At 71.2% G+C, this 20,077-nt stretch carries 20 protein-coding genes and 2 riboswitches; of the genes, 11 read left to right on the top strand and 9 right to left on the bottom strand.

Annotation, left to right across the window (positions count from 1 at the left end; translation table 11 throughout):
* Nucleotides 1–495: 495 nt before the first annotated feature.
* Nucleotides 496–1,434 (bottom strand): NAD(P)-dependent oxidoreductase, encoded by a 939-nt coding sequence (locus tag K338_RS0118915; protein ID WP_022919719.1) that lies wholly within the window; start codon nucleotides 1,432–1,434, stop codon nucleotides 496–498.
* On the bottom strand, nucleotides 1,431–1,676 hold the full coding sequence (locus K338_RS0118910; protein ID WP_169579592.1) for a DUF2530 domain-containing protein: 246 nt from the start codon (nucleotides 1,674–1,676) through the stop codon (nucleotides 1,431–1,433). Before K338_RS0118910 ends, K338_RS0118915 begins: the two co-directional genes overlap by 4 nt.
* A gap of 65 nt (nucleotides 1,677–1,741) precedes the next feature.
* Here K338_RS0118910 and K338_RS0118905 point away from each other — a divergent pair, with 65 nt between their 5' ends.
* A complete protein-coding gene (locus K338_RS0118905; protein ID WP_022919717.1) occupies nucleotides 1,742–3,217 on the top strand; it encodes an NCS2 family permease in 1,476 nt (491 codons plus the stop codon).
* A gap of 84 nt (nucleotides 3,218–3,301) precedes the next feature.
* Here K338_RS0118905 and K338_RS0118900 read toward each other — a convergent pair whose 3' ends face one another.
* On the bottom strand, nucleotides 3,302–4,405 hold the full coding sequence (locus tag K338_RS0118900) for a hypothetical protein (RefSeq protein WP_022919716.1): 1,104 nt from the start codon (nucleotides 4,403–4,405) through the stop codon (nucleotides 3,302–3,304).
* A 271-nt stretch (nucleotides 4,406–4,676) separates the two neighbouring features.
* Here K338_RS0118900 and K338_RS0118895 point away from each other — a divergent pair, with 271 nt between their 5' ends.
* Together K338_RS0118895 and K338_RS0118890 are read left to right on the top strand one after the other, a co-directional pair.
* Nucleotides 4,677–5,198 (top strand): MarR family winged helix-turn-helix transcriptional regulator, encoded by a 522-nt coding sequence (locus K338_RS0118895; protein WP_022919715.1) that lies wholly within the window; start codon nucleotides 4,677–4,679, stop codon nucleotides 5,196–5,198.
* Nucleotides 5,195–6,526: an MFS transporter gene (locus K338_RS0118890; RefSeq protein WP_022919714.1), complete on the top strand. Its 1,332-nt coding sequence runs from the start codon at nucleotides 5,195–5,197 to the stop codon at nucleotides 6,524–6,526. Before K338_RS0118895 ends, K338_RS0118890 begins: the two co-directional genes overlap by 4 nt.
* A gap of 52 nt (nucleotides 6,527–6,578) precedes the next feature.
* Here the strand turns inward: K338_RS0118890 and K338_RS25750 are convergent, their stop codons facing one another.
* Nucleotides 6,579–7,094: a hypothetical protein gene (locus K338_RS25750; protein WP_040654461.1), complete on the bottom strand. Its 516-nt coding sequence runs from the start codon at nucleotides 7,092–7,094 to the stop codon at nucleotides 6,579–6,581.
* 139 nt (nucleotides 7,095–7,233) lie between these two features.
* Nucleotides 7,234–7,347, top strand: a riboswitch (TPP riboswitch).
* Between the two features lie 70 nt (nucleotides 7,348–7,417).
* Between K338_RS25750 and K338_RS24030 the strand changes: the two genes are divergently transcribed.
* Genes K338_RS24030 through K338_RS24015 form a run of 4 tightly spaced genes read left to right on the top strand, consistent with a single transcriptional unit; the run spans nucleotide 7,418 to nucleotide 11,136 of the window.
* Nucleotides 7,418–8,035, top strand: coding sequence for a YkoF family thiamine/hydroxymethylpyrimidine-binding protein (locus K338_RS24030; protein WP_022919713.1), 618 nt, complete (start codon nucleotides 7,418–7,420; stop codon nucleotides 8,033–8,035).
* Complete coding sequence (locus K338_RS24025) at nucleotides 8,032–8,688, top strand: ECF transporter S component (protein ID WP_022919712.1); 657 nt, start codon at nucleotides 8,032–8,034, stop codon at nucleotides 8,686–8,688. Before K338_RS24030 ends, K338_RS24025 begins: the two co-directional genes overlap by 4 nt.
* On the top strand, nucleotides 8,681–10,327 hold the full coding sequence (locus K338_RS24020; protein ID WP_051155007.1) for an ABC transporter ATP-binding protein: 1,647 nt from the start codon (nucleotides 8,681–8,683) through the stop codon (nucleotides 10,325–10,327). Before K338_RS24025 ends, K338_RS24020 begins: the two co-directional genes overlap by 8 nt.
* Nucleotides 10,324–11,136, top strand: coding sequence for an energy-coupling factor transporter transmembrane component T family protein (locus tag K338_RS24015; protein WP_051155006.1), 813 nt, complete (start codon nucleotides 10,324–10,326; stop codon nucleotides 11,134–11,136). The genes K338_RS24020 and K338_RS24015 overlap by 4 nt, the downstream gene beginning before the upstream one ends.
* 97 nt (nucleotides 11,137–11,233) lie before the next feature.
* On the opposite strand, the gene serC is transcribed toward K338_RS24015, so the two are convergent.
* Entirely contained in the window at nucleotides 11,234–12,337 is a 1,104-nt protein-coding gene (gene serC, locus K338_RS0118860; protein ID WP_211218271.1) for a phosphoserine transaminase, read from the bottom strand.
* A gap of 162 nt (nucleotides 12,338–12,499) precedes the next feature.
* Here serC and K338_RS0118855 point away from each other — a divergent pair, with 162 nt between their 5' ends.
* From K338_RS0118855 to K338_RS0118845, 3 genes are all read left to right on the top strand, one after another.
* Nucleotides 12,500–13,183, top strand: a complete 684-nt coding sequence (locus K338_RS0118855) for an iron-dependent transcriptional repressor DtxR (protein WP_022919710.1) — start codon at nucleotides 12,500–12,502, stop codon at nucleotides 13,181–13,183.
* Between the two features lie 229 nt (nucleotides 13,184–13,412).
* Nucleotides 13,413–13,568, top strand: a riboswitch (cyclic di-AMP (ydaO/yuaA leader).
* 3 nt (nucleotides 13,569–13,571) lie between these two features.
* Complete coding sequence (locus K338_RS0118850) at nucleotides 13,572–14,447, top strand: C40 family peptidase (protein ID WP_022919709.1); 876 nt, start codon at nucleotides 13,572–13,574, stop codon at nucleotides 14,445–14,447.
* Nucleotides 14,448–14,599: 152 nt separating this feature from the next.
* Nucleotides 14,600–15,541, top strand: coding sequence for a universal stress protein (locus K338_RS0118845; protein WP_022919708.1), 942 nt, complete (start codon nucleotides 14,600–14,602; stop codon nucleotides 15,539–15,541).
* Nucleotides 15,542–15,624: 83 nt separating this feature from the next.
* Here the strand turns inward: K338_RS0118845 and sigJ are convergent, their stop codons facing one another.
* The 4 genes from sigJ to K338_RS24850 form a co-directional block, all read right to left on the bottom strand.
* On the bottom strand, nucleotides 15,625–16,509 hold the full coding sequence (sigJ, locus tag K338_RS0118840) for an RNA polymerase sigma factor SigJ (protein ID WP_022919707.1): 885 nt from the start codon (nucleotides 16,507–16,509) through the stop codon (nucleotides 15,625–15,627).
* Complete coding sequence (locus K338_RS0118835) at nucleotides 16,506–17,699, bottom strand: NAD(P)/FAD-dependent oxidoreductase (RefSeq protein ID WP_022919706.1); 1,194 nt, start codon at nucleotides 17,697–17,699, stop codon at nucleotides 16,506–16,508. The genes sigJ and K338_RS0118835 overlap by 4 nt, the downstream gene beginning before the upstream one ends.
* A 116-nt stretch (nucleotides 17,700–17,815) precedes the next feature.
* Nucleotides 17,816–18,979 carry an ornithine--oxo-acid transaminase gene (gene rocD / locus K338_RS0118830; protein WP_022919705.1) on the bottom strand — a complete coding sequence of 388 codons (1,164 nt, stop codon included), beginning with the start codon at nucleotides 18,977–18,979 and terminating at the stop codon, nucleotides 17,816–17,818.
* A 160-nt stretch (nucleotides 18,980–19,139) separates the two neighbouring features.
* Nucleotides 19,140–19,583, bottom strand: a complete 444-nt coding sequence (locus K338_RS24850; RefSeq protein ID WP_169579591.1) for an SRPBCC family protein — start codon at nucleotides 19,581–19,583, stop codon at nucleotides 19,140–19,142.
* A 265-nt stretch (nucleotides 19,584–19,848) separates the two neighbouring features.
* Here K338_RS24850 and K338_RS24005 point away from each other — a divergent pair.
* Nucleotides 19,849–20,077: helix-turn-helix domain-containing protein (locus tag K338_RS24005; protein WP_040654458.1), on the top strand; the 229-nt coding region annotated here is incomplete at its 3' end.

Below are 20,077 nucleotides of genomic sequence, written 5' to 3'. Positions count from 1 at the left end.
CGATCGGAATGTCGGTCAGCTCTCGGATGACGTGGTCCCGCAGCCGCCCCTCGGCGCCGCACGTGGGGCAGAAGCCCAGCACCTGCCGCGGTGAGGCCTCGATGACCGTCACTTCCCCCTCGGCCACGCTCGCGCCGGTGATGAACACCCCGAGCTCGAGAGTGCGGCAGATGACATCAGCAACAGGGCAGCCAGCAGGGGCGCAGGAGGTAGATTCCACGGTAGGGCCTTGGGTCGAGGATGGGCGGTTTGAGCACCTCCATCTTCACCCAAGGCCCGCTCACGATCCGCCTCAGCTCGCCGTCAGCGACGACGCCCTACGCACTCTGAATCCGGAAGAGCCAGTATGAGACCACCGACGAGGCGTTGGCGCGCGGGATCGTTGCCGCACTGCGCGGCCAGGGCGGAGCTGGTGATCGGGTGCAGCCATGACAGCACTGCTCGGCATTTCACCCCGGGAGGGGGCCGGGGGAGAGGTGGGGACCGGTGGAGGGGTCAGGGGACCAGGTTGAGCAGCGCCTCGCCGGCCAGGAGGCGGCGCAGGTTCTCCTCGATCAGGGACTCGGGGTGGTCGGGGCGGCCACCGGCGCAGTGCGGGGTGAGGATCACGTTCGGCGCCTGCCACAACGGAGAACCGGCGGGCAACGGCTCGGTGGCGAACACGTCCAGCGCGGCGCCGGCGATGCTGCCGGCCTGCAACGCGGCCACCAGGTCCGTTTCGTCCACGGTCGCACCGCGGCCCACGTTCACCAGCCAGGCCTGCTCCGGCAGCGCCGCCAGCACAGGTGCGTCCACGATGCCCGCGGTCGCAGGAGTGGCGGGCAGGATGTTCACCAGCACGTCCGCCGTCGGCAGCACCTCGGGCAGCTCCTCGGCGGTCACCACCGGGTACCCGTTGCGCTCACCGGACGACTGGGCCACCCCGGTCACCCGGGCGCCGAGCATCTGCAGGAACCCCGCCAGCCGGGTGCCGATCCCGCCGAACCCCCAGACCACCACGTGCGCCCCGGTCAGGGTGGTGAACGCGGCGGGGGACCCGAACGGCAGGTTCGCGTCCTGGGACGGGCGCCACTCGCCGTCCACCTGAGCAGCGAGCGTACGATCCAGCCGCCGCGCAGCGGCCAGGATCAGGGCCAGGGTGTGCTCCGCGACCGGGGCATCGTGCAGACCCTTCCCGGAGGTGAGCAGCACGCCCTCGTCGAACCCGGCCGCCTCGATCGCATCGGTGCCGGCCATCAGCGACTGGATCCAGCGAAGCCTAGGCAGCTCACCGGGCATCGTCGCGAGCCGCTCAACAGGCGACTGCCAGATGACGAGCACCTCAGCATCGCGATGCTCGGCCGGGATTGGCCGGTGCACGTCGTAGACCACGGAGGTCACGCCGTCAGGCAATGACACCGACAACGGCATCGAGTCCGGCAGCAGCACCTTCACGCGCTCATCCCCTCGTCGTCGACCAGGTGCACCACGTGCACCCACCAGTAGCCGATCATGCCCAGCACGATCCCAGCCACGCACACCAACGCCAACCGGGGGTCGGGCGAGCGGCCCGCCAAGAACGCGACCCCCACCCCGAGCAGCCCGAGCAGCCATGCGATCGTGCCCGCAAGGAACAACGCCTTGACGTTCACCCGGGCGGGCTTGAGCTCCGGGGGCGAGGGGTGAGGGTGGTTCACCCTGCGATCGTAGCCACCGGCCAAAGCTGCTCGCCAAACGGTCCGTCTCTGCCAAGATGCCTGCTATGACCTCCTCACAGGCGCCGGAGAAGTCCGTGGGCGCGATCGACCGATTCTTCAAGATCACCCAGCGCGGTTCCACGGTCGGCCGGGAGGTCCGCGGCGGCCTGGTCACGTTCTTCGCGATGAGCTACATCATCGTGCTCAACCCGCTGATCATCGGCACTGTGGCCGACGGCAGCGGCAGCTTTATCGGCGGCGACCCCGACCAAGCGATCGCACGGGTCGCGGCCGCGACCGCACTGGTGGCCGGCATCATGTGCATCGCCATGGGCGCGGTCGCGAACTTCCCGATCGCGCTGGCCGCCGGGCTCGGTCTGAACGCCGTGGTCGCCTTCTCCATCGCCGTGCTGCCGGAGATGACCTGGGCCGATGCCATGGGCCTGGTGGTGATCGAGGGTGTGGTGATCCTGTTGCTGGTGCTCACCGGGTTCCGGGAAGCGGTGTTCCGAGCGGTGCCCAAGGAGCTGCGCACTGCGATCAGCGTCGGTATCGGCCTGTTCATCGCACTCATCGGCCTGGTGGACGCCGGCATCGTGCGCATCCCCGCCTCGCAGGCCACCCCGGTGGAGCTCGGCGTGGACGGGTCGCTGGCCGGCTGGCCCACGCTGGTGTTCATCATCGGCCTGCTGGCCGCGATCATCCTCTACCTGCGCAAGGTGCGTGGCGCGCTGCTGATCGCCATCATCGGCGCGACCGTGCTGGCACTGATCGTCGAGGCGATCGCGCAGGTGGGTGGCTCGATGAACGCTGACGGGTCGCCGAACGCGACCGGGTGGCGGCTGAACGTCCCGGCGCTGCCAGACCAGTGGGTCACGCTGCCGGACTTCTCCCTGCTCGGGCAGTTCTCCCTGCTCGGCTCGTGGAGCAAGATCGGCGGCGTCACTGTGGTGCTGCTGGTGTTCTCGCTGCTGCTGGCCGACTTCTTCGACACGATGGGCACGATGGTCGCCGTCGGTACAGAGGCGAAGCTGCTGGACGAGGACGGCAGCCCGATCGGCACCCGCCAGATCCTGATCGTCGACTCGATCGCGGCTGCAGCCGGTGGGGCAGCCTCGGTGTCCTCGAACACCTCCTACATCGAGTCGACCGCCGGCGTCGGTGACGGCGCCCGGACAGGTCTGGCCTCGATCGTCACCGGGGTCGCGTTCCTGCTGGCCACGTTCCTCTCTCCGATCGTGGACATCGTCCCCTCCGAGGCGGCCACTCCCGCGCTGGTGGTGGTCGGCTTCCTGATGATGACCCAGGTGCTCGGTATCGACTGGGCCCGCGCAGAGGTGGCGGTGCCGGCGTTCCTGACCATCATCCTGATGCCGTTCACCTACTCGATCACTGCCGGGATGGGGGCGGGGTTCATCGCGTTCGTGGTGATCCAGGTGTTCATGGGCAAGGGCCGCCGAGTGCACCCGCTGATGTGGGTCACCGCAGTGCTGTTCGTCTTCTACTTCCTGCGCGGTCCGCTGCAGGTCGCCTTCGGCTGACCGCTCAAGCCCTGCTCCCTTCGCACGCTCGGGCGCTGCTCTCCGGTGAGGAGCGCAGCGCCCGAGGTCGTCCTAGCGGGTGCCTCAGGCGTCGGTGATGCTCAGCTCCGCTGACGGGCCGTCCCAGGTGAGGGCCTCGGACTGGAGGGCGACGGTGACCTTGGGCTCGAGCACCACCGTCACGGCCTCGGAGTCGGCCGGGATGAGGAACACCGGGTTCTCCCGGAACGGGGAGCTCAGGTAGCTGCTCGGGTCGTGCTGGCGCACCGTCGTCCCGTCGGCGAGCTCCACGTAGATGCCGGTCTCATCGTCGCTCACCGACTCGAACTCGGCCCACTCCAGCTCCACGGACAGGTACATCTGACCGTTACCGGCCCAGCCCTGGCCGTTGTCGCTCCGGCCCAGCCAGGGCGTGACGAACCCGCCGACGACGCTGCCGGCGAGCCGCTGCTCACCGGTCAGGCCCTCGAAGGTCTCCTCGAACTCCTCCGCGCTGGTGACCTCCACCTGGTGGCCGGCCACCTGGTAGATGTGCTCCACGTCGCTGGCGACTCGGGTGCCGTCCAGCAGGCTGAGCTCCTGGAACTTCTCGTCCGTCTCCACCTGCAGCACGCCGGCGTCCGGGCCGGAGTCGGCCGGCAGGCTCGCCACCACCGTGCCGCGGTGCATCGTGCCGTCCGAGGTGGTGAACACGTCGGCCACCTCGTTGCCGGACAGGGCCAGCGTCGCGGTGCTGTCCGGGACCTCCCCGCGAGGCTCCCACTGTGGGTCGTCGCTGCTGTACCGGGCGATCCAGAACACGTGCCCGTCGGCAGCGTGCACCGTCTCCACAGGTGCCTCGTCCTCGGTCTGCTCCACCTCGCCGCCGAGGTCCTCGACCACCTCGACGCTGAGCGCGTCGGTCTGGGCCACCTCGGTGATGCGCAGGTCCACACCCGGCGCCAGCAGGCGGGCCTCGTCGCTCTCCTGAACGGCGGTGAACTCGGCCTCGATGGACAGCGACGTGCTGCCGGCCAGGTCCGCCGGGGCCTGCACGATCGCGGCGTCGTCGATCTGCTCGCCGCTGTCGTCCTCCTGTGCACCAGCCGTGGAGCCGCCGCTGCCGCGAGAGCCGTCTGCTGCCCCTGCGGAGCAACCGGCAAGACCGAGCGCGGCCGCAGCGGCGGCCGCCACTATCGCGCAACCCACTTGACGTGACCACAGGCGTTTCAACTGAGGATCCTTTCCTGCGCACAGGGCAGCGCGGTGACGCTGTGTGCAGCTCCGTTGACCAGACCGACGGGGCCGCAACCGGACCCCTGATTGGCACCCCTGAGAATAGCCACCCTCCGGTGCGCGTTCGCTGCGCCCGGCGTGTCGTGCATCACAGCCGGCGACAGATGCCACTCCGGTGGGCTGTGACGGGGCGCACCGTGCGCGGTCTTTACTTAGCCAAAGTAATGATCTACGATGTTGGACGATGTCGTCCGAGCGTGCAAGTTCCGCAGCCGGAGGCAGCCCCTCGGGGAGCGGGAGGACCCGATCCGGTGGCCGGGACGGTCAGCGGTCGCGGGAGTGCCTGCCCAAGCCGCCCGGCGGACTCGCCTCCCGGCTGCGCGTGACCCTGCTGCGCTCCTCCCGCCGGTTGCGGGCCGAGAGGGCCGGGCGGCTCTCCGACGCGCACGCCTCCGTGCTCGGGGCGGTGGTGGCGCACGGACCGTTCACCCCTGGTGAGCTCGCTGCCCGCGAGCACGTGCAGCCGCCGTCGATGACCCGGACCATCAAGTCGCTGGAGGCCGAGGGGCTGGTGCGGCGCACTGAGCACCCCAGCGACCGCCGGCAGGTGTTGGTCGAGGCGACCGCAGCAGGCCGGGAGTACGTGGCCGAGACCCGGCGCCGCCGCGACCAGTGGCTCTCCCGTCGGCTGGCTGCACTGACCGTGGAAGAACGAAGCATCCTGTCCCAGGCAGAGGAGATCTTGAGGAGGATCACCACCCAGTGAGCACCATGTTCGCGTCTCTGCGCCAGTTCAACTACCGGCTCTGGTTCGCCGGCGCCCTGGTGGCGAACATCGGCACCTGGATGCAGCGCGTCGGGCAGGACTGGTTGGTGCTCGCCTACCTCTCCGGGGAGTCTGGGACCGCGGTCGGGATCGTCACCGCGCTGCAGTTCATCCCGTCGCTGTTCCTCAGCCCGCTCGCCGGTGTGCTCGCCGACCGGGTGGACCAGCGCAAGCTGCTCATGGTCACCCAGGGTCTGATGGGGCTGCTCGCAGCCGGGCTGGGACTGCTGGTGCTCGGTGGGCACGCCGAGCTCTGGCAGGTGTACATCTTCGCCTTCCTGCTCGGGATCGCGAGCGCGTTCGACGCCCCCGCGCGGCAGACGTTCGTCGCCGAGCTGGTGCCAGCCGACGGGCTGGCGAACGCAGTGGCGCTGAACAGTGCTTCGTTCAATGCCGCCCGGCTGATCGGCCCCGGGCTGGCCGGTCTGCTCATCGCCGCTGTGGGACCGGGCTGGGTGTTCATCATCAACGCCGTCTCCTTCGCCGCCACCATCGGGGCGATGATGGCGATGCGCACCGGCGAGCTGCGCCACGCCCCACGGATGAAGAAGGCCAAGGGCCAGCTGCGCGAGGGCCTGGCCTATGTGCGCCACCGCAGCGACATCGTCATGATCATGGCCGTGGTGTTCCTCGTCGGCGGGATCGGGCTGAAGTTCCAGCTCACCTCGGCGGTGATGGCCCGGGTGGAGTTCGGCATGGACGCCGGGGAGTACGGCGTGCTCGGGTCCGTCCTGGCGATCGGGTCCCTAGGTGGGGCGCTGATGGCCGCCCGGCGCAAGCAGCCCCGGGTACGCACCGTGATCATCGCCGCCGCCGGGTTCGCGGTGGCGAGCACCTTGCTCGCCCTGGCACCCACCTACGAGCTGTTCGCGCTGGCGTGCATCCCGGTCGGGTTCACCTCCCTGACCATGCTCACCTCCGCGAACGCCGCCATCCAGATCAGCACCGACCCAGCGATCCGCGGCCGGGTGATGGCGCTGTACATGATGGTGCTGTTTGCCGGGAACCCGCTCGGTGCCCCGCTGGTCGGCTGGGTCGCCGACGCCTGGGGTCCGCGCTGGTCCATCGGGATCGGTGCCATCGTGGCCGGTCTGGTGGTGATCGTCGCTTCGATCTGGGCACGCAAGCACTGGCACGTGCAGGTGCGCTACTCGCTGCGGCAGCGCCCGCACATGACGTTCACCAATGCCGAGGAGCGCGCCGCCCGCCGTGCCGCGCAGGTCGAGGAGGCGGTGCGGGAGAGCAGCGACGCCACCACAGCGGCCTGATCCCGCTCGCCGGCTCCGCTGCGCGCCGGCTCAGGCAGCCCCGGCGCCCGGCTCAGGCCGCCCCGGTGCCGAAGACCTCCGTCTGCAGCCGGTCCAGCGCCTTCTCGCAGGTGCGCTGCTTGATCAGTCCCTCCCGCGCGTAGGCGACGGCCTGCAGCCCGGAGGCGTCCCAGACCGTCTCGATGATGCACGGGTTCAGGTTCATCGACCCGGAGCCGATGATCGCGTACAGGCCGACGACCGAGGAGCCGTCCGGCGCGGTCAGCTCGCGTTGCTGCGGGTGCTTCAGGAACTGGTGCAGCCGACCAGCGAGATCCGGGGTGCTTGGTTGCGGCCAGTGCCGGCGTCGGCTGTCGAGCTTGGTGAACCACCGGGTGCCCTTGCGGGCGCCGACCGCGCCGCCGCTGGCCCCGCCGGCGGCGCCTGCGGCGCCCCCGAGCGTCCCGGCGGACGCACCGCCCCCGATGCCGCCGCCGATCGCGCCACCGGCGGCGCCGAGGCTGGCGAGCCCGTCCTCCAGGGCAGCAGTGATCTCAGCGAGCGACAGGAAGAGCGGTGATTCCGGCACGAGCCGACCCTATCAAGGATTTTTCCGCCGCTTCCGGGCCTCGTGTGGAGGATCACTGGGGTCATGACACCAGCAACCTTCCACACGAGCCCGGGGAGGGGCGGTGCCACCGGTGATCACCGCGGGGTAGGCTGGCAGGGACAAGCCCCCGGGGAGCGCGTTGGCGCTGAGAGTGCGGTCGGAACACCGGCTGCAGACCCGAGGAACCTGACCCGGTTAGCACCGGCGTAGGGAGATGGGCAGCAGACCGGTCGCCGCGCGCACCCCGCGGGGGCGACTGCTCGGCGCACTCGCCCGGGGGCCTTCGACCCAAGGAGGCACCCATGACCACCCCACCCACCCCGCAGTCCTATGGCGTGGGGGCGCGCTTCAGCCTGCACCCGATGACCGACGCCTTCGCCGACCTGATCCTGGCTGCCCTCGCCGAGACCGACGACCGCGGCCTGGAGATCAGCACCGACGACGTCTCCACCCACGTGCGCGGTCCCGAGTCCGACCTGCTCGGCTACCTGGTGGACGTGATCGGCGCTGTGGCCCGCACCGGGGTGCACACCGCTGCACACGTGCTGCTCTCCCGCGGCTGCCCCGGCGAGGTGGACTGCTCGGTGCCCGGCGGCACCGCCCACGCCCCCGAACAGCTGCCCACCAGCGCGCCGGCCGGGGCCCGCGCCGCCGCGCACTGGTCCCTCTACCCGCTGGACGACGGTCCCCAAGCGGACCACATGGCCGGCATCTACGCCGCCATCGACCACGCCCGCGACCTGGGTGTGCTCACCGGCTCGGAGCACTACGCCACCCGCCTGGACGGCGACCTGGCCGACGTGCTCGCCGCGGTGACCGGCGGGTGGCTGCTGGTCGGGCGGGACGTGCGGCACGTGACCAGCCACGTGAGCCTGTCGCTGAACTCACCCACGAACACGGCCGTGGCAGGTGCCCGATGAGCGCCGGCACCACCTCCCGCTGCCGCCCGATCACCCTGCACGACCTGGTGCTTCTCGCGGTGCTCGGAGTGGTGTTCGGGTTCCTCTACTGGGTGCTGGTCCAGCTCTGGGGCTGGCTGCAGGTCGCGATGGGACCCCTGGGTGACCTCGCGCAGAACGTGCTCGTCGGCGGATGGATGGTCGTCGCCCCGTTGGCGATCTACATCGTGCGCAAACCCGGTGTGGGCATCCTGGTGGAGATCATCGCCTCGATCGTGGAGGTGGTGTTCCTCGCCTCCCCGGTGGGCCCGATGCTCATCCTGGTCGGCCTCATCCAGGGCGCCGGGGCTGAGGTGGCGTTCACGGCCACCCGGTACCGCCGGTATGGCTGGGGAGTATTCCTGGTCTCCGGGCTGACGGCGGCACTCGCCAACCTCCTTCTCGGCATGGTCCGCTTCGGGTGGGCCGGGCAGGCATTCTTCGAGCTCCGGGTGCTCTTCCAGCTCGGCTCCGGGGTGCTGCTGTGCGGGCTGCTCGCCAAGCTGATCGGCGATGCCCTGCTGCGCACCGGCGTGCTGGACAACTACACCATCGGCCGAGCCGCCCGGTCTGCGCGCGCCGCGAAGACTGCGGCCGGCAGCCTGCAGACCGACAGCGAGGTCAGCGATGGCTGACCTGGCTCGCACCACCGGTCTGACCGTGACCTACCCCGGGGCCCCGGCACCGCACCTGCGGCAGGTGAGCATCGCCGTCGAGCCGGGAGAGCGGGTGCTGCTGCTCGGGCCGAGCGGTGCGGGCAAGTCCACCCTGCTGCGCACTCTGGCCGGGGTGGTGCCGCAGACGGTGGAGGCCGACGTCACCGGGCAGGTCACCGTCTGCGGCACCGACCCGCGCAGCACCCCGGTGCCCGAGCTCGCGGGCCGGGTGGCCACCCTCACCCAGGACCCGGCCGACCAGCTCTGCCTGCCCACCGTCGTCGACGAGGTGGCCTTCGCCTGTGAGAACCGGGCGGTGCCACGCGAGCAGATCCCACCCCGGGTGAGCCGCGCCCTGCACGCGGTCGGTGCCGGGCACCTGGCCGGCCGCCGCACCAGCGAGCTCTCCGGCGGCGAAGGGCAGCGGGTGGCACTCGCGGCCGCCCTGGTGGCCGGCCCGGACCTGCTCCTGCTGGACGAGCCCACTGCGCTGCTGGACCCGGCCGCCGCCCGCGGCGTGGGCGCGATGCTCGCCGGTCTGGACGGCGGCAGCCTGCTCATCGAGCACCGGTTGGACGAGCTCGGCGACCTGCCGCCCCGCTGCGTGGTGCTCGACGGCCGCGGCAGCGTGGTCGCCGACGGTCCCAGTGCGCAGGTGCTCACCTCCGAGCAGGTCGCCGCCACCGGATCCTGGCTGCCGGCGACGGCGGAGCTCACCCGGGCACTGGGGCGTCCGGTCTCGCGGAGTCAGCTGGGAGGCGCGCTCGGGGAGCTGGCTGGGTGCCGGCCACCGGCCGGGCGGCGAGCCGCAGGGCCGGTGCTGCTGGCCGCTCGGGCAGCGCAGGTGCGTCGTGGGGACCGGGTCGTGTGCCAGGGCGTGGACCTGGACCTTCGTGCCGGGCAGATCACCGCCGTGCTCGGGGTGAACGGGTCCGGGAAGAGCTCGCTGCTGCTCGGTCTGGCCGGACTGCTGGAGGCCACCGGCATCAGCGGCCGCGCGCAGGTGGGCATGGTGTTCCAGAACCCGGAGCACCAGTTCCTTGCCCGGACGGTGGCCGAGGAGATCCGCTACGGGATGCCGGATGGCGGGCACCGGCGCGGCCGGGGCGACCGGCGCGGACCCGACCGGGGTGCCGGCCGGAGCGCGGGTGCGCCGGACCTGGCCGCAGTGCTGGCTCGGTACGACCTGACCGGGCGGGAGGAGGCCGACCCGTTCCGACTCTCCGGCGGACAGCAGCGCCGCCTCTCCCTGGCCGCGATGACGGTGATGGCCGACGAGGTGCTGCTCGCCGACGAACCGACCTTCGGCCAGGACCGGCGCACCACCGCCGCCGTGGCCGCAGAGCTGGACCGGCTGGCTGCCGAGGATCGGGCAGTGGTCCTGGTCAGCCACGACCTGCGCCTGGTTGCCACGCTGGCCGACCAGGTGCTGCTGCTGGCCGGCGGTCGCCCGGTGGCCAGCGGTGGCGTGGAGGAGGTGCTCACCCCGGGGCTGCTCGCCCGTGCCGGCCTACGCCTGCCGCCGCTGTTGGCCGCCTGGCCCGGCGGACTCGGTGCCGCCCGCGACGTGCTCGGCCTGCTCGAGGCGCAGGCCGCCGCCGGGGAGGTGGCGGCATGAGGCCGGCGTTCGGGCGCCCGCTGGCGGTGGACTCGGTGCTGCACCGCCGCGACCCCACGGTCAAGCTTGCCGTGCTGCTGGTCATCTGCCTGGTGCTGACTGGCGTGACCGACCCGGTCACCCCGGGCGTGCTGTACCTGCTCACCTGGCCGGTGGCGCTGCGGGCGGGTCGGATCCCGGCCGGCACGCTGCTGCGCGCGCACCTGCCGTTCGCCGCGTTCGCGCTGAGCCTGCTGCTGGTGAACGCCTGCACCCGGTCCGGAGAGCTGCTCGCCCGGCTCGGACCTGTGCCGATCACCGTCGAGGGGCTGAGCATCGGGGCCGGGCTGGCGGTGCGCACCCTGCTGATCGGCATCACCTCGGTGACGTTCGTGCTCACCACCGACGGCGCCCGGCTGATGACCAGCCTGCACCAGCACGTGCGCCTGGACGGCCGGTTCGCCTACGCCGTGCTCGCCGGCTACCGGCTGCTGGAACAGCTCCCGGAGAGCTGGGCCACGATCCGCGCGGCACAGGCGGCCCGGGACGCCAGCCGCCGGGGCCGTGGCCCCTCCCGGGCACCGCGGGCGCTGTCCCGCGCCGCGTTCACCCTGCTCGTGACGGCGCTGCGACGCGGGGAGCGAATGTCGATCGCCCTGGAGACTCGCGGACTGGGCGCCGGGCCCCGGACGATCGCGGCACCCTCCCCGCTCCAGGTGGGCGATGCGGTCCTGGCCGGGACCGCCCTGGTGAGCACCGCCGTCGTGCTCTGGGGTTCCTGGCAGGCCGGCACGCTACGCGGGCTGGGCGCGCTCGGCGTGTTCGGCTGAGGTGCCCCACCCCAAGCCCGCCAAGGCCGAAATTGCTCGTCGATCTGGCTACTGTCAGCCGCCAGATCGACAAGCAATTTCGGGGCAGGGGGTGGGGTCAGAGGCGTTCGACGACGTAGTCCACGCACGCGGTGAGCGCTTGCACGTCCGCCGGGTCCACCGACGGGTACATACCCACCCGGATCTGGTTCCGGCCGAGCTTGCGGTAGGGCTCGGTGTCCACCACACCGTTCTCCCGCAGCACCGTGCACACCTGGGTGGCGTCCACCTCCTCGGCGAAGTCGATCGTGCCTACCACCGGGGAGCGGGCCTCGGCCTGCTGCACGAACGGGTCGGTGTACTCCCGGCTCTCCGCCCAGGAGTAGAGGATCTCCGCCGAGGCAGCCGACCGACCGGCGGCGAACTCGATGCCACCGTGCTCCAGCATCCAGTCGATCTGCTCGACCAACAGCACCAGCGTGGCGATCGCTGGAGTGTTCAGCGTCTGGTCCCTGCGGGAGTTGCTCACCGCTGCTGCCAGCGACAGGGACTCGGGTACCCACCGCTCGCCCAGCTCTTCGATCCGGGCCAGCGCGGCGGGGGAGAGCACGGCCAGCCACAGCCCGCCGTCGGAGCCGAACGCTTTCTGCGGGGCGAAGTAGTAGGCGTCGGTCTGGGACAGGTCTGTCACCACCGCCCCGGCGGCCGAGGTGGCGTCCACCAGCATCAGCGCGTCATCGGCCACCCGGTGCACCGGTGCGACCACCCCGGTGGAGGTCTCGTTCTGCGGCCACGCGTAGGCGTCCACCCCCTCGGCTGGTTCGGGCACGGCGAGCGTGCCCGGCTCAGAGCGGACCACCTGCGGCTCGGCCAGGAACGGGGCTCGGGTCGCGGCAGTGGCGAACTTGGTACCGAACTCTCCGCTAGCCACGTGCTGGGAGCGCTCGCGGATCAGCCCGAACGTGGCTGCGTCCCAGAAGAACGTCGACCCGCCGTTGCCGAGCACCACCTCGTAGCCCTCCGGCACTGCTAACAGCTCGCGCAGGCCCGCGCGCACCCGCGCGATCAGGCTCTTCACCGGTGCCTGCCGGTGCGAGGTCCCCATCAGCGTGCCGCCCACCGCCGCCAAAGTGGCGGACTGCGCCGGGCGGATGGAACTGGGCCCGGACCCGAAGCGACCGTCGGCGGGCAGAAGGTCGGTGGGCAGGGCCAGCGTCGTCATGCCCCCCATCATCCCAGGCCATCGTTCCAGGTGTGCACGGCCAGCTGCGGCAAGCCCTGCAGATGGTGACCGCTGTCTCTCCTGACCGGGAAGGGGGTCCCTGAAAGCGGCCTGGCCGATAGGGTGGAGGTTGCACCGGCTGCCATGGAGGGAAAGGGCCCCGTGAGCGATCTCATCGATACGACGGAGATGTACCTGAAGACGGTCTTCGAGCTGATCGAGGACGGCATCGTGCCGCTGCGTGCGCGGATCGCTGAGCGACTGGGGCATTCTGGGCCCACGGTGTCCCAGACTGTCGCCCGCCTGGAGCGTGACGGCCTCATGGTGGTCACCGGGGACCGGCACCTGGAGCTCACCGACGAGGGTATGGCCCGCGCCACCCGGGTGATGCGCAAGCACCGGCTCGCCGAACGGCTGCTCACCGACGTGATCGGCCTGGACTGGCCGCACGTGCACGAGGAGGCCTGCCGCTGGGAGCACGTGATGAGCGACCAGGTGGAGCAGCGACTCATCGGTCTGCTCGACCACCCGCAGCACGACCCCTACGGCAACCCGATCCCCGGTCTGGAGGAGCTCGACGAGACCACCGCGGATGGACTGCGCGGCACCTCGTTGGCCGAGGCGCTGCGTACCGGGGCGGACCAGTTCGTCGTCACCAGGATCGGTGAGCCGCTGCAGGTGGACGTCGCACTGATGCGCGAGCTGCAGCAGGCGAGGTTGGTGCCGACCGCGCGGCTGCGCGCCACCCGGGAGAAGGACGCGATCGCCGTGCAGGTGGACGACAGCGAGACGGTGCTCGACCTGCCTGAAGAGACCGCTCGGCACGTGTTCGTCACCGCCGGTTGAGCCGACCTGCACCGCTGGCCGACGCGGTGCCGATACCGCCTGTTGCGCCGGTCTGCGCCGTGGTGGCGACACACGACACGCCGCGGAAACCCGTGCCCTGTGTCACATCCGCGACCAAATCGTGACCGGAACGTGACAATTGCCGCAGACCTGAGGTAGCGTCAGTCCCGCTCGCCGAAACCCTCCTTCGACGAGTACCCCGGACAGACGCCGAACCCTGTCACTGCCCGAGGTCAGATCGAAACCCGTGACAGGGGCGGGGGACCCAATCTCGCGGTGCTGAGAAGCACCTTGGGGTGAAGTCCACCGGCCGAGAGGCAGGCGGACCGGGTGACACTCCCACCCGAACCCGACAGCTCACCTCGTAGGCGACAGGAGAGGTACACAGTTGACCGAGACCACCAAGTCTGCGCGACACCGCGCGGCACGCCGACCGGTGACTCCGCTGACGACCTTCGGACAGGCCGTCACCGGCACCGTGGGACGCCGCACCGCTGTTGCCGTCGCTTCGTCCGGAATCATCCTCAGCCTGGGCGCCTCCAGCGCCATCGCTGCTCCGAACACCGCCACGACCCCGGTCCGTACCGGCAACCTCGCAGCCGCGGCCATCACCGATGCCGCCACAGAGGACGCCGTCACCACGAACGCCACCATCAGCGTGGAAGCTGACGTGAGCTGGAACCTGGGCACCAACATGGAGGTCGACTCCGAGGCGCCGCCGCCACCTCCGGAACCAGAACCGGAGCCGGAGCCGGAGCCAGAGCCGGAAGCGACCTACGAGCGCACCAGCACGCAGACCTCCCGCAGCAACGAGCGCACCGCCGCGAGCGAGTCGACCGAGACCGAGTCCGCCGAGACGGCGTCGGCCGAGAGCAGCGAGTCCAGCGAGTCCAGCGAAGCCGCAGCACCGTCCAGCAACGCCAGCGGTGTGGCCGCCCAGGTGATCGAGATCGCCTACCGCTACGTGGGCACCCCATACGTCTACGGCGGTACCACCCCGTCCGGCTTCGACTGCTCCGGCTTCACCGCCTACGTCTACAACCAGGTGGGCATCTCGCTGCCGCGCACCTCGAGTGCGCAGGCGGGAGCAGGCCGCCAGGTGTCCGCCTCCGAGGCCCGTCCCGGCGACCTGGTCTGGTGGCCCGGTCACGTGGGCATCTACCTCGGCGACAACCAGCACATCGCAGCCCGCAGCCCGGGCACGCCGCTGCACGCCAGCCAGATCTGGCGCTCCAACCCGACCTTCATCCGCGTCATCGGCTGAGGTCGCAGCACTCGAACGACGGCCCGTCGCTGCTCCGGCAGCGGCGGGCCGTCGTCTTGCTGGCGTGTTCGATCGGCGATTGGCACGCAGCATCGGCTCGGACAGGGCAGACTTGACCCAAGAGATCACCAAAGACCGGGGGTGAACTGGTCATGGAGCACGAGCAGGTCATTCTGGTCGGCGTCGACGGGTCGCCGGCCAGCTTGAACGCGCTGGAGTGGGCAGTCGCGCAGGCGCGGCAGGTCGGCTGGCGGCTGCACCTGGTGTGCGCCTACGCAGTCCCGACGTTTGCCGCTGCCTCCCTGGACGGCGGGTATGCGGCACTGGACGACACCGCCATCCGGGAAGGCGCCCAGGCGGTGCTGGACGAGGCCGTCGCCCGCGTGGCCGACCGCGGTGTGGAGGTGACCAGCGCCCTGGAGACCGGCGACCCGGCCGGTGTGCTGGTGGACCTGAGCAAGCAGGTGTGCCTCGTGGTGGTCGGCACCCGCGGTCGCAGCGGCTTCGCCGAGCGAGTGCTGGGTACCGTGTCCTCCGCGCTCCCGGCGCACGCGCACTGCCCCACTGTGGTGGTGCCGCTGCACGAGGGGGACGAGGACAACGCCCCGCCGCTGCCGATCAACAGGATCGTGGTCGGCGTGGACGGGTCCGACTCGGCGAAGGTTGCCCTGAACCGGGCGATCGAGCAGGCAGAGGTCTGGGACGCTGAGCTCACCGCCGTGGTGGCCGTCCCGATCGGCGCCGGGGCCGGGATCCTCGGCTGGCTGCCGGCGGCCGTGGACCGGGAGAGCGTGCTTGCCGACGTCAAGGAAGGGCTGAACGTCGCCGTCGACCGCGCCCTGGAGGGTCGGGACCTGGTGGTGCGTCGGCACGCTCTGGACGGCAACGGGGCGGCGTTGCTCTCGGAGTTCTCTACGGCTGTGGACCTGGTGGTGGTCGGCTCCCGCGGGCGCGGCGGGTTCGCCGGCATGCTGCTCGGGTCCACCTCTCAGCAGGTGCTGCACCACTCCGCCTGCCCGGTGATGGTGGTGCCTACGCGGGTGCAGGACGAAGGCCTTCCGCCGATCGCGATGGGCTGGAAGCGGCGCAAGTAGACCTCGGCCCGGTCGCGGACCAGGATCCCGGAAGGCTGCGCCGTCGACCGGTTGCGCGGGCTGCACCCGCAGCTCGGCCACCCTCAGCGCCGCACTAGCGGCACCTCCCGGGCGAGCCCTGTGAGCTTGGCCGGGTTGCGCACGTAGTACAGCCCGTCGACCAGCCCACCGGTCACCGACACCGCGATCACGCCATCGAAGGTGCCGCGCAGGTGCACCAGCAGCCCCGGGCCGCCGTTCACCGTGGCGACGGCGGTGGCGAACTGACCACCGGCGATCCGTATCGCACCCTGCAGCAGCTTGTGCACCACGTCAGCACCCACCACCGGGTGCCGGGCGGCTGTGCGCACCCCGCCACCGTCGGCCACGTACACCACGTCCGGGGCGAGCGCCGCCCGCAGGGCGTCCAGGTCACCGGTCATCAGCGCCTCGTTGAACGCCTCGACGACGGCCCGCGCCTGGGCCGGTGAGCTCTCCTGCCGCGGTCGGCGAGCCTGCACGTGGCGGCGCGCGCGACGGGCAGTCTGGCGCACCGCCGCAGGTGTCTTCTGCAGCGCCTCGGCGATCTCGGTCAGCGGCACCGCGAACACCTCGTGCAGCACGAACACCACCCGTTCGGTGGCCGAGAGCGTCTCCAGCACCAGCAGCAGCGCCATCGACACGCTCTCGGCCAGCTCCACGTCCTCGGCCACGTCCGGCACGGTGAGCACCGGCTCCGGCAACCAGGAACCGGTGTAGGTCTCCTTGCGGCGGCTGAGCGTACGCAGCCGGTTCAACGCCAGCCGGGCAGCGATCCGGACCAGGTAGGCGCGCGGCTCCTCGACCGTGCTGAGGTCCACCTTCGACCAGCGCAACCACGTCTCCTGCAGCACGTCCTCGGCGACCGCGGCCGACCCGAGGATCTCGTAGGCCACGGTGAACAGCAGGCCGCGCTGGGCCAGGAACTGCTCGGTCGCCGCCTCGGTCATCGCTCTGGGTCCATCTCCTGGGTCGCACCGCTGGAGACCGCCAGCCTACGGGTGCGGCCCGGATCGCTCATCCAACCATCGAGGCGGCCCGGGTGACGCGCCTCGAACCGCAGCTGAGCCAGCGTGCCGGAGCAGATCAGCTCTTTGACCAGGGCACCACCCCGACCAGGCACGTGCACCGGGAGAGCGGCATCGTTGCGGCGGGTGACCTGGAGCAGCCCGGCGCGCCGACCCAGGCTCAAGCACAGGGCCACGAACGCCACCCCGATCGGGCGCGGCGGCTCACCCGAGATCTGGCCGAGCACGGTCTCGGCCGCCTGCGGGCCGAGCTGCACGGCCGCCTGGCAGCTCATCCGCAGCGGCAGGCCGGAGGGTGCGGCCGCATCTCCCGCGGCCACGATGTGCGGGCTGTCGATGCTGGTGAGCGTCTCGTCGGTGCGCAGCCGGCCCATGGCATCGGTGCTGAGCCCGGACCGCGCCGCCAGGTCCGGCAGGCCGAAGCCGGCCGCCCACACGGTCAGCGCACTGCGGACGGGCTGGCCATCGGCCAGGGTCACCTCCTGCGCCGTCACCGCAGTGACGCGCGATCCGGGGCCGACGAGCAGGTGCACACCGAGCCGGCGCATCCGGCGGGCCAGCCAGCGCCGCGCCCGCGGGTGCAGCGTGGCGCCCAGCGCCTCGGCAGCCAGCGTGACCCGATGGCCCCGCTCGGCCAGCTCGGCAGCGGTCTCGATCGCCGTCGGCCCGCCGCCGACCACGGTGATCGGGTCATCGGTGGACAGCAGGTGCAGGGCCGCCTCCAGCCGCTGTGCCTCCTCCAGGCTGCCTACCTGCTGGGCGTGCTCGGCAGCACCTGGCACCTGTGCACCGGCGCTCGTGCTGCCGGCCGCGTACACCAGGTAGTCGTAGCCCAGCTCGCCGCCGCTGGCCAGCTCCAGTCGCCGCTCGTCGGGGTGGATCCGGGTGACGGAGTCCACCAGCAGGTGCACCCGCTCGGCGAGCAGCTCGGCGAAGTCGTGGCTGGGGCTGTACGTCTGGCTGAGCAGCTGGTGCAGCCGGATGCGCTCGACGAACTGTGCGCGCGGGTTGACCAGCACGACGTCCACGTCCGCGCGGCGGGTGAGCCGGTTGGCAGCCATCACGCCCGCGTAGCCGCCACCGATCACGACGACGTTCCTCCGGGTGGTCATGGGTTCCTCCTTGGTATCGGGTCACCCATAGGACACCGCCACCGGCGGGAACGTGACACGTACTGCCCGGGTGGGTGCTGCTCGCCCCGGTGAGCTGCGCCGTCGAGCGCCCGGGCTCAGCGCACCGCCTTGGCGAGCGCATCCATCACCTGCTGCAGCTCGGTCTCGCTGATGCACAGCGGTGGCGCGAGGCGGAGAGTGTGGCCGTGGGTCTCCTTGGCGATCACTCCCTCGGCGGCCATCCGCTCGCTCACCTCCCGACCGCTGCGGTCGCTCACGTCCACCCCGAGCCACAGGCCCAGGCAGCGCACGTCGGTGATCAGGCCCTCCTCCAGCAGCTGCCCGGCGCGACCGGCGAGGACCGGGTGCAGCGTGCGGGCCCGCTCTTGGTACTCCCCGGTGGCCAGCAGCCGTACTACTGCCAGGCCTACGGCGCTGGCGACCGGGTTGCCGCCGAAGGTGGACCCGTGCGTGCCGGCGGTGAGCACACCGAGCACGTCCGCCCGACCCACTACTCCGGAGGAGGGCACGATCCCGCCGCCGAGCGCCTTGCCGAGCATGGTCAGGTCCGCCTGCACACCGGCCAGCTCCTGGGTGAGGGTGGCGCCGGTGCGGCCCAGCCCGGACTGGATCTCGTCCAGCAGCAGCAGGGCACCGGCCTCGTCGGTGAGCCGGCGCAGCTCGGGCAGGTAACCGGTCGAGGGGATGAGCACCCCGGCCTCGCCCTGCACCGGTTCGACCAGCACGGCGACCGTGGTCTCGTCGATCGCGTCGGCCACGGCCTGCGCGTCGTCGTAGGGCACGATCCGGAATCCGGGGGTGTAGGGGCCGAAGCCGGTGCGGGCCTCGGGGTCTGAGGACATGGAGATCATCGTGGTGGTGCGGCCGTGGAAGGCGCCCTCGGCGACGATGATGGTGGCCTGGTCGGCTGGGACGCCCTTCACGTCGTAGCCCCACTTGCGGGCGGCCTTGATCGCGGTCTCCACCGCCTCGGCGCCGGTGTTCATCGGCAGGAACATCTGGGTGCTGGTGAGCTCGGTGATCGCCTCGGCGAACGGGAGCAGCACCTCGTGCCGCAGTGCGCGGGAGGTGAGCGTGAGCCGGTCCAGCTGGGCATGGGCGGCGGCGAGCAGCTCCGGGTGCCGGTGGCCGAAGTTCAGCGCGGAGTAGCCGGCCAGGCAGTCCAGGTAGGACCGGCCCGCCGTGTCGGTGACCCAGGCGCCTTCGCCGGTGGCGATCTCGAGGTCCAGCGGCTGGTAGTTGGCGGCGAGTGCAGTCATCGGGGACCTCCTCTGGCAGGTCGTGTCGGTACCCACCATTCTCACATTCTGAGACGCTCTTGGCGGGTGGATCGCGACCGCCCCGTCCGCACGCGCCGTGCGGGTGACCTTATGGTGGCAAACTCGCCCGATCGCAGCCATAAGGTCACCCCAGCGGGGTTCAAGAAGCGTGCCTGCGCAGCTGCAGGTCGAAGCGGCGCAGCGCCCGCCGGGTCATCACCGCCAGGATCCGGTCCACCACCGGTTGGGCGAGGTGCCACGGCGCGACCAGGTGCACGTCCTCGGTCCAGTCCACCCGGCAGGTGCGCGAGCCCAGGGCGGTGACGGCGATGCGTGCTCGGCCCAGCAGCACCGGACCGGTCTTGTCGAACACCACCACGCCGCGGCGCCCATCCTGCGGGGGCTCGGTGCGGGTGACGAGCATGGTGTCGCGCAGCACGCCCAGGGAGGTGGCCACCACCCGGTCGCCGCGGCGCAGCGGGGGAGCGGGGGCCTGCACCCGGGTCAGCGGGATCAGGTCGCGGTGCAGCTCCAGCGTGGTGATCGCTGCGAAGACCCGCTCGGCGTCGGCGTCGATCACCCGCGACGCCCAGCTGCTGGTCACGTGCGCAGGCTCCCACACTGTGCCGGTGGGTGCCAGCGGCGACGCGGTGCGAGCCGGTAGCGCGGTGCGGCCTGCGCCGAGTGCGGTGCGCTCGGTACGGGGCGATAGGCTGCACCCCGGGCCCCGTAGCTCAGGGGATAGAGCAACCGCCTCCTAAGTGTACCCGGCCAGGAGGTTGGTAGCACTCGGCGGGTCTGGTTGACCTAGGAGGAGCCTCCGAGTGGGGTGTGGCTGTTCGAAGGCTGCACCACCACAAGGAGGCTCCGTGTCACACCGTAATGCCCGCCTGACCTTCTATGGTCGGCGTCTGATCGTCGACTGTCACCGGGATGGTTGGAAGCAGGCCCACATCGCTGCCGCGATGGGTGTGTCCCGCAAGTGCGTCAAGACCTGGATCGACCGCTACCAGGCTGAGGGCGAAGGGGGGGTGCACGAGCGGTCCTCGCGGCCGCACACGATGGCGACCAGGACCAGCTACGAGGTCGAGGAGAAGG

The sequence above is a fragment of the Ruania albidiflava DSM 18029 genome (assembly GCF_000421225.1).
Lineage (GTDB): Bacteria > Actinomycetota > Actinomycetes > Actinomycetales > Beutenbergiaceae > Ruania > Ruania albidiflava.
The sequence above is the reverse complement of the archived record's forward strand: the minus strand, read 5'-3'. Positions and strand labels throughout refer to the sequence as shown.

Coding starts and splice junctions, on each gene's coding strand:
- K338_RS0118845 (WP_022919708.1), top strand. CDS start 14,600: ATGGAGCACGAGCAGGTCATTCTGGTCGGCGTCGACGGGTCGCCGGCC.
- K338_RS24025 (WP_022919712.1), top strand. CDS start 8,032: ATGAGCGCCGGCACCACCTCCCGCTGCCGCCCGATCACCCTGCACGAC.
- K338_RS0118895 (WP_022919715.1), top strand. CDS start 4,677: ATGTCGTCCGAGCGTGCAAGTTCCGCAGCCGGAGGCAGCCCCTCGGGG.
- K338_RS24015 (WP_051155006.1), top strand. CDS start 10,324: ATGAGGCCGGCGTTCGGGCGCCCGCTGGCGGTGGACTCGGTGCTGCAC.
- serC (WP_211218271.1), bottom strand. CDS start 12,337: ATGACGACGCTGGCCCTGCCCACCGACCTTCTGCCCGCCGACGGTCGC.
- K338_RS24030 (WP_022919713.1), top strand. CDS start 7,418: ATGACCACCCCACCCACCCCGCAGTCCTATGGCGTGGGGGCGCGCTTC.
- K338_RS0118905 (WP_022919717.1), top strand. CDS start 1,742: ATGACCTCCTCACAGGCGCCGGAGAAGTCCGTGGGCGCGATCGACCGA.
- K338_RS0118835 (WP_022919706.1), bottom strand. CDS start 17,699: ATGACCACCCGGAGGAACGTCGTCGTGATCGGTGGCGGCTACGCGGGC.
- K338_RS24020 (WP_051155007.1), top strand. CDS start 8,681: ATGGCTGACCTGGCTCGCACCACCGGTCTGACCGTGACCTACCCCGGG.
- rocD (WP_022919705.1), bottom strand. CDS start 18,979: ATGACTGCACTCGCCGCCAACTACCAGCCGCTGGACCTCGAGATCGCC.
- sigJ (WP_022919707.1), bottom strand. CDS start 16,509: ATGACCGAGGCGGCGACCGAGCAGTTCCTGGCCCAGCGCGGCCTGCTG.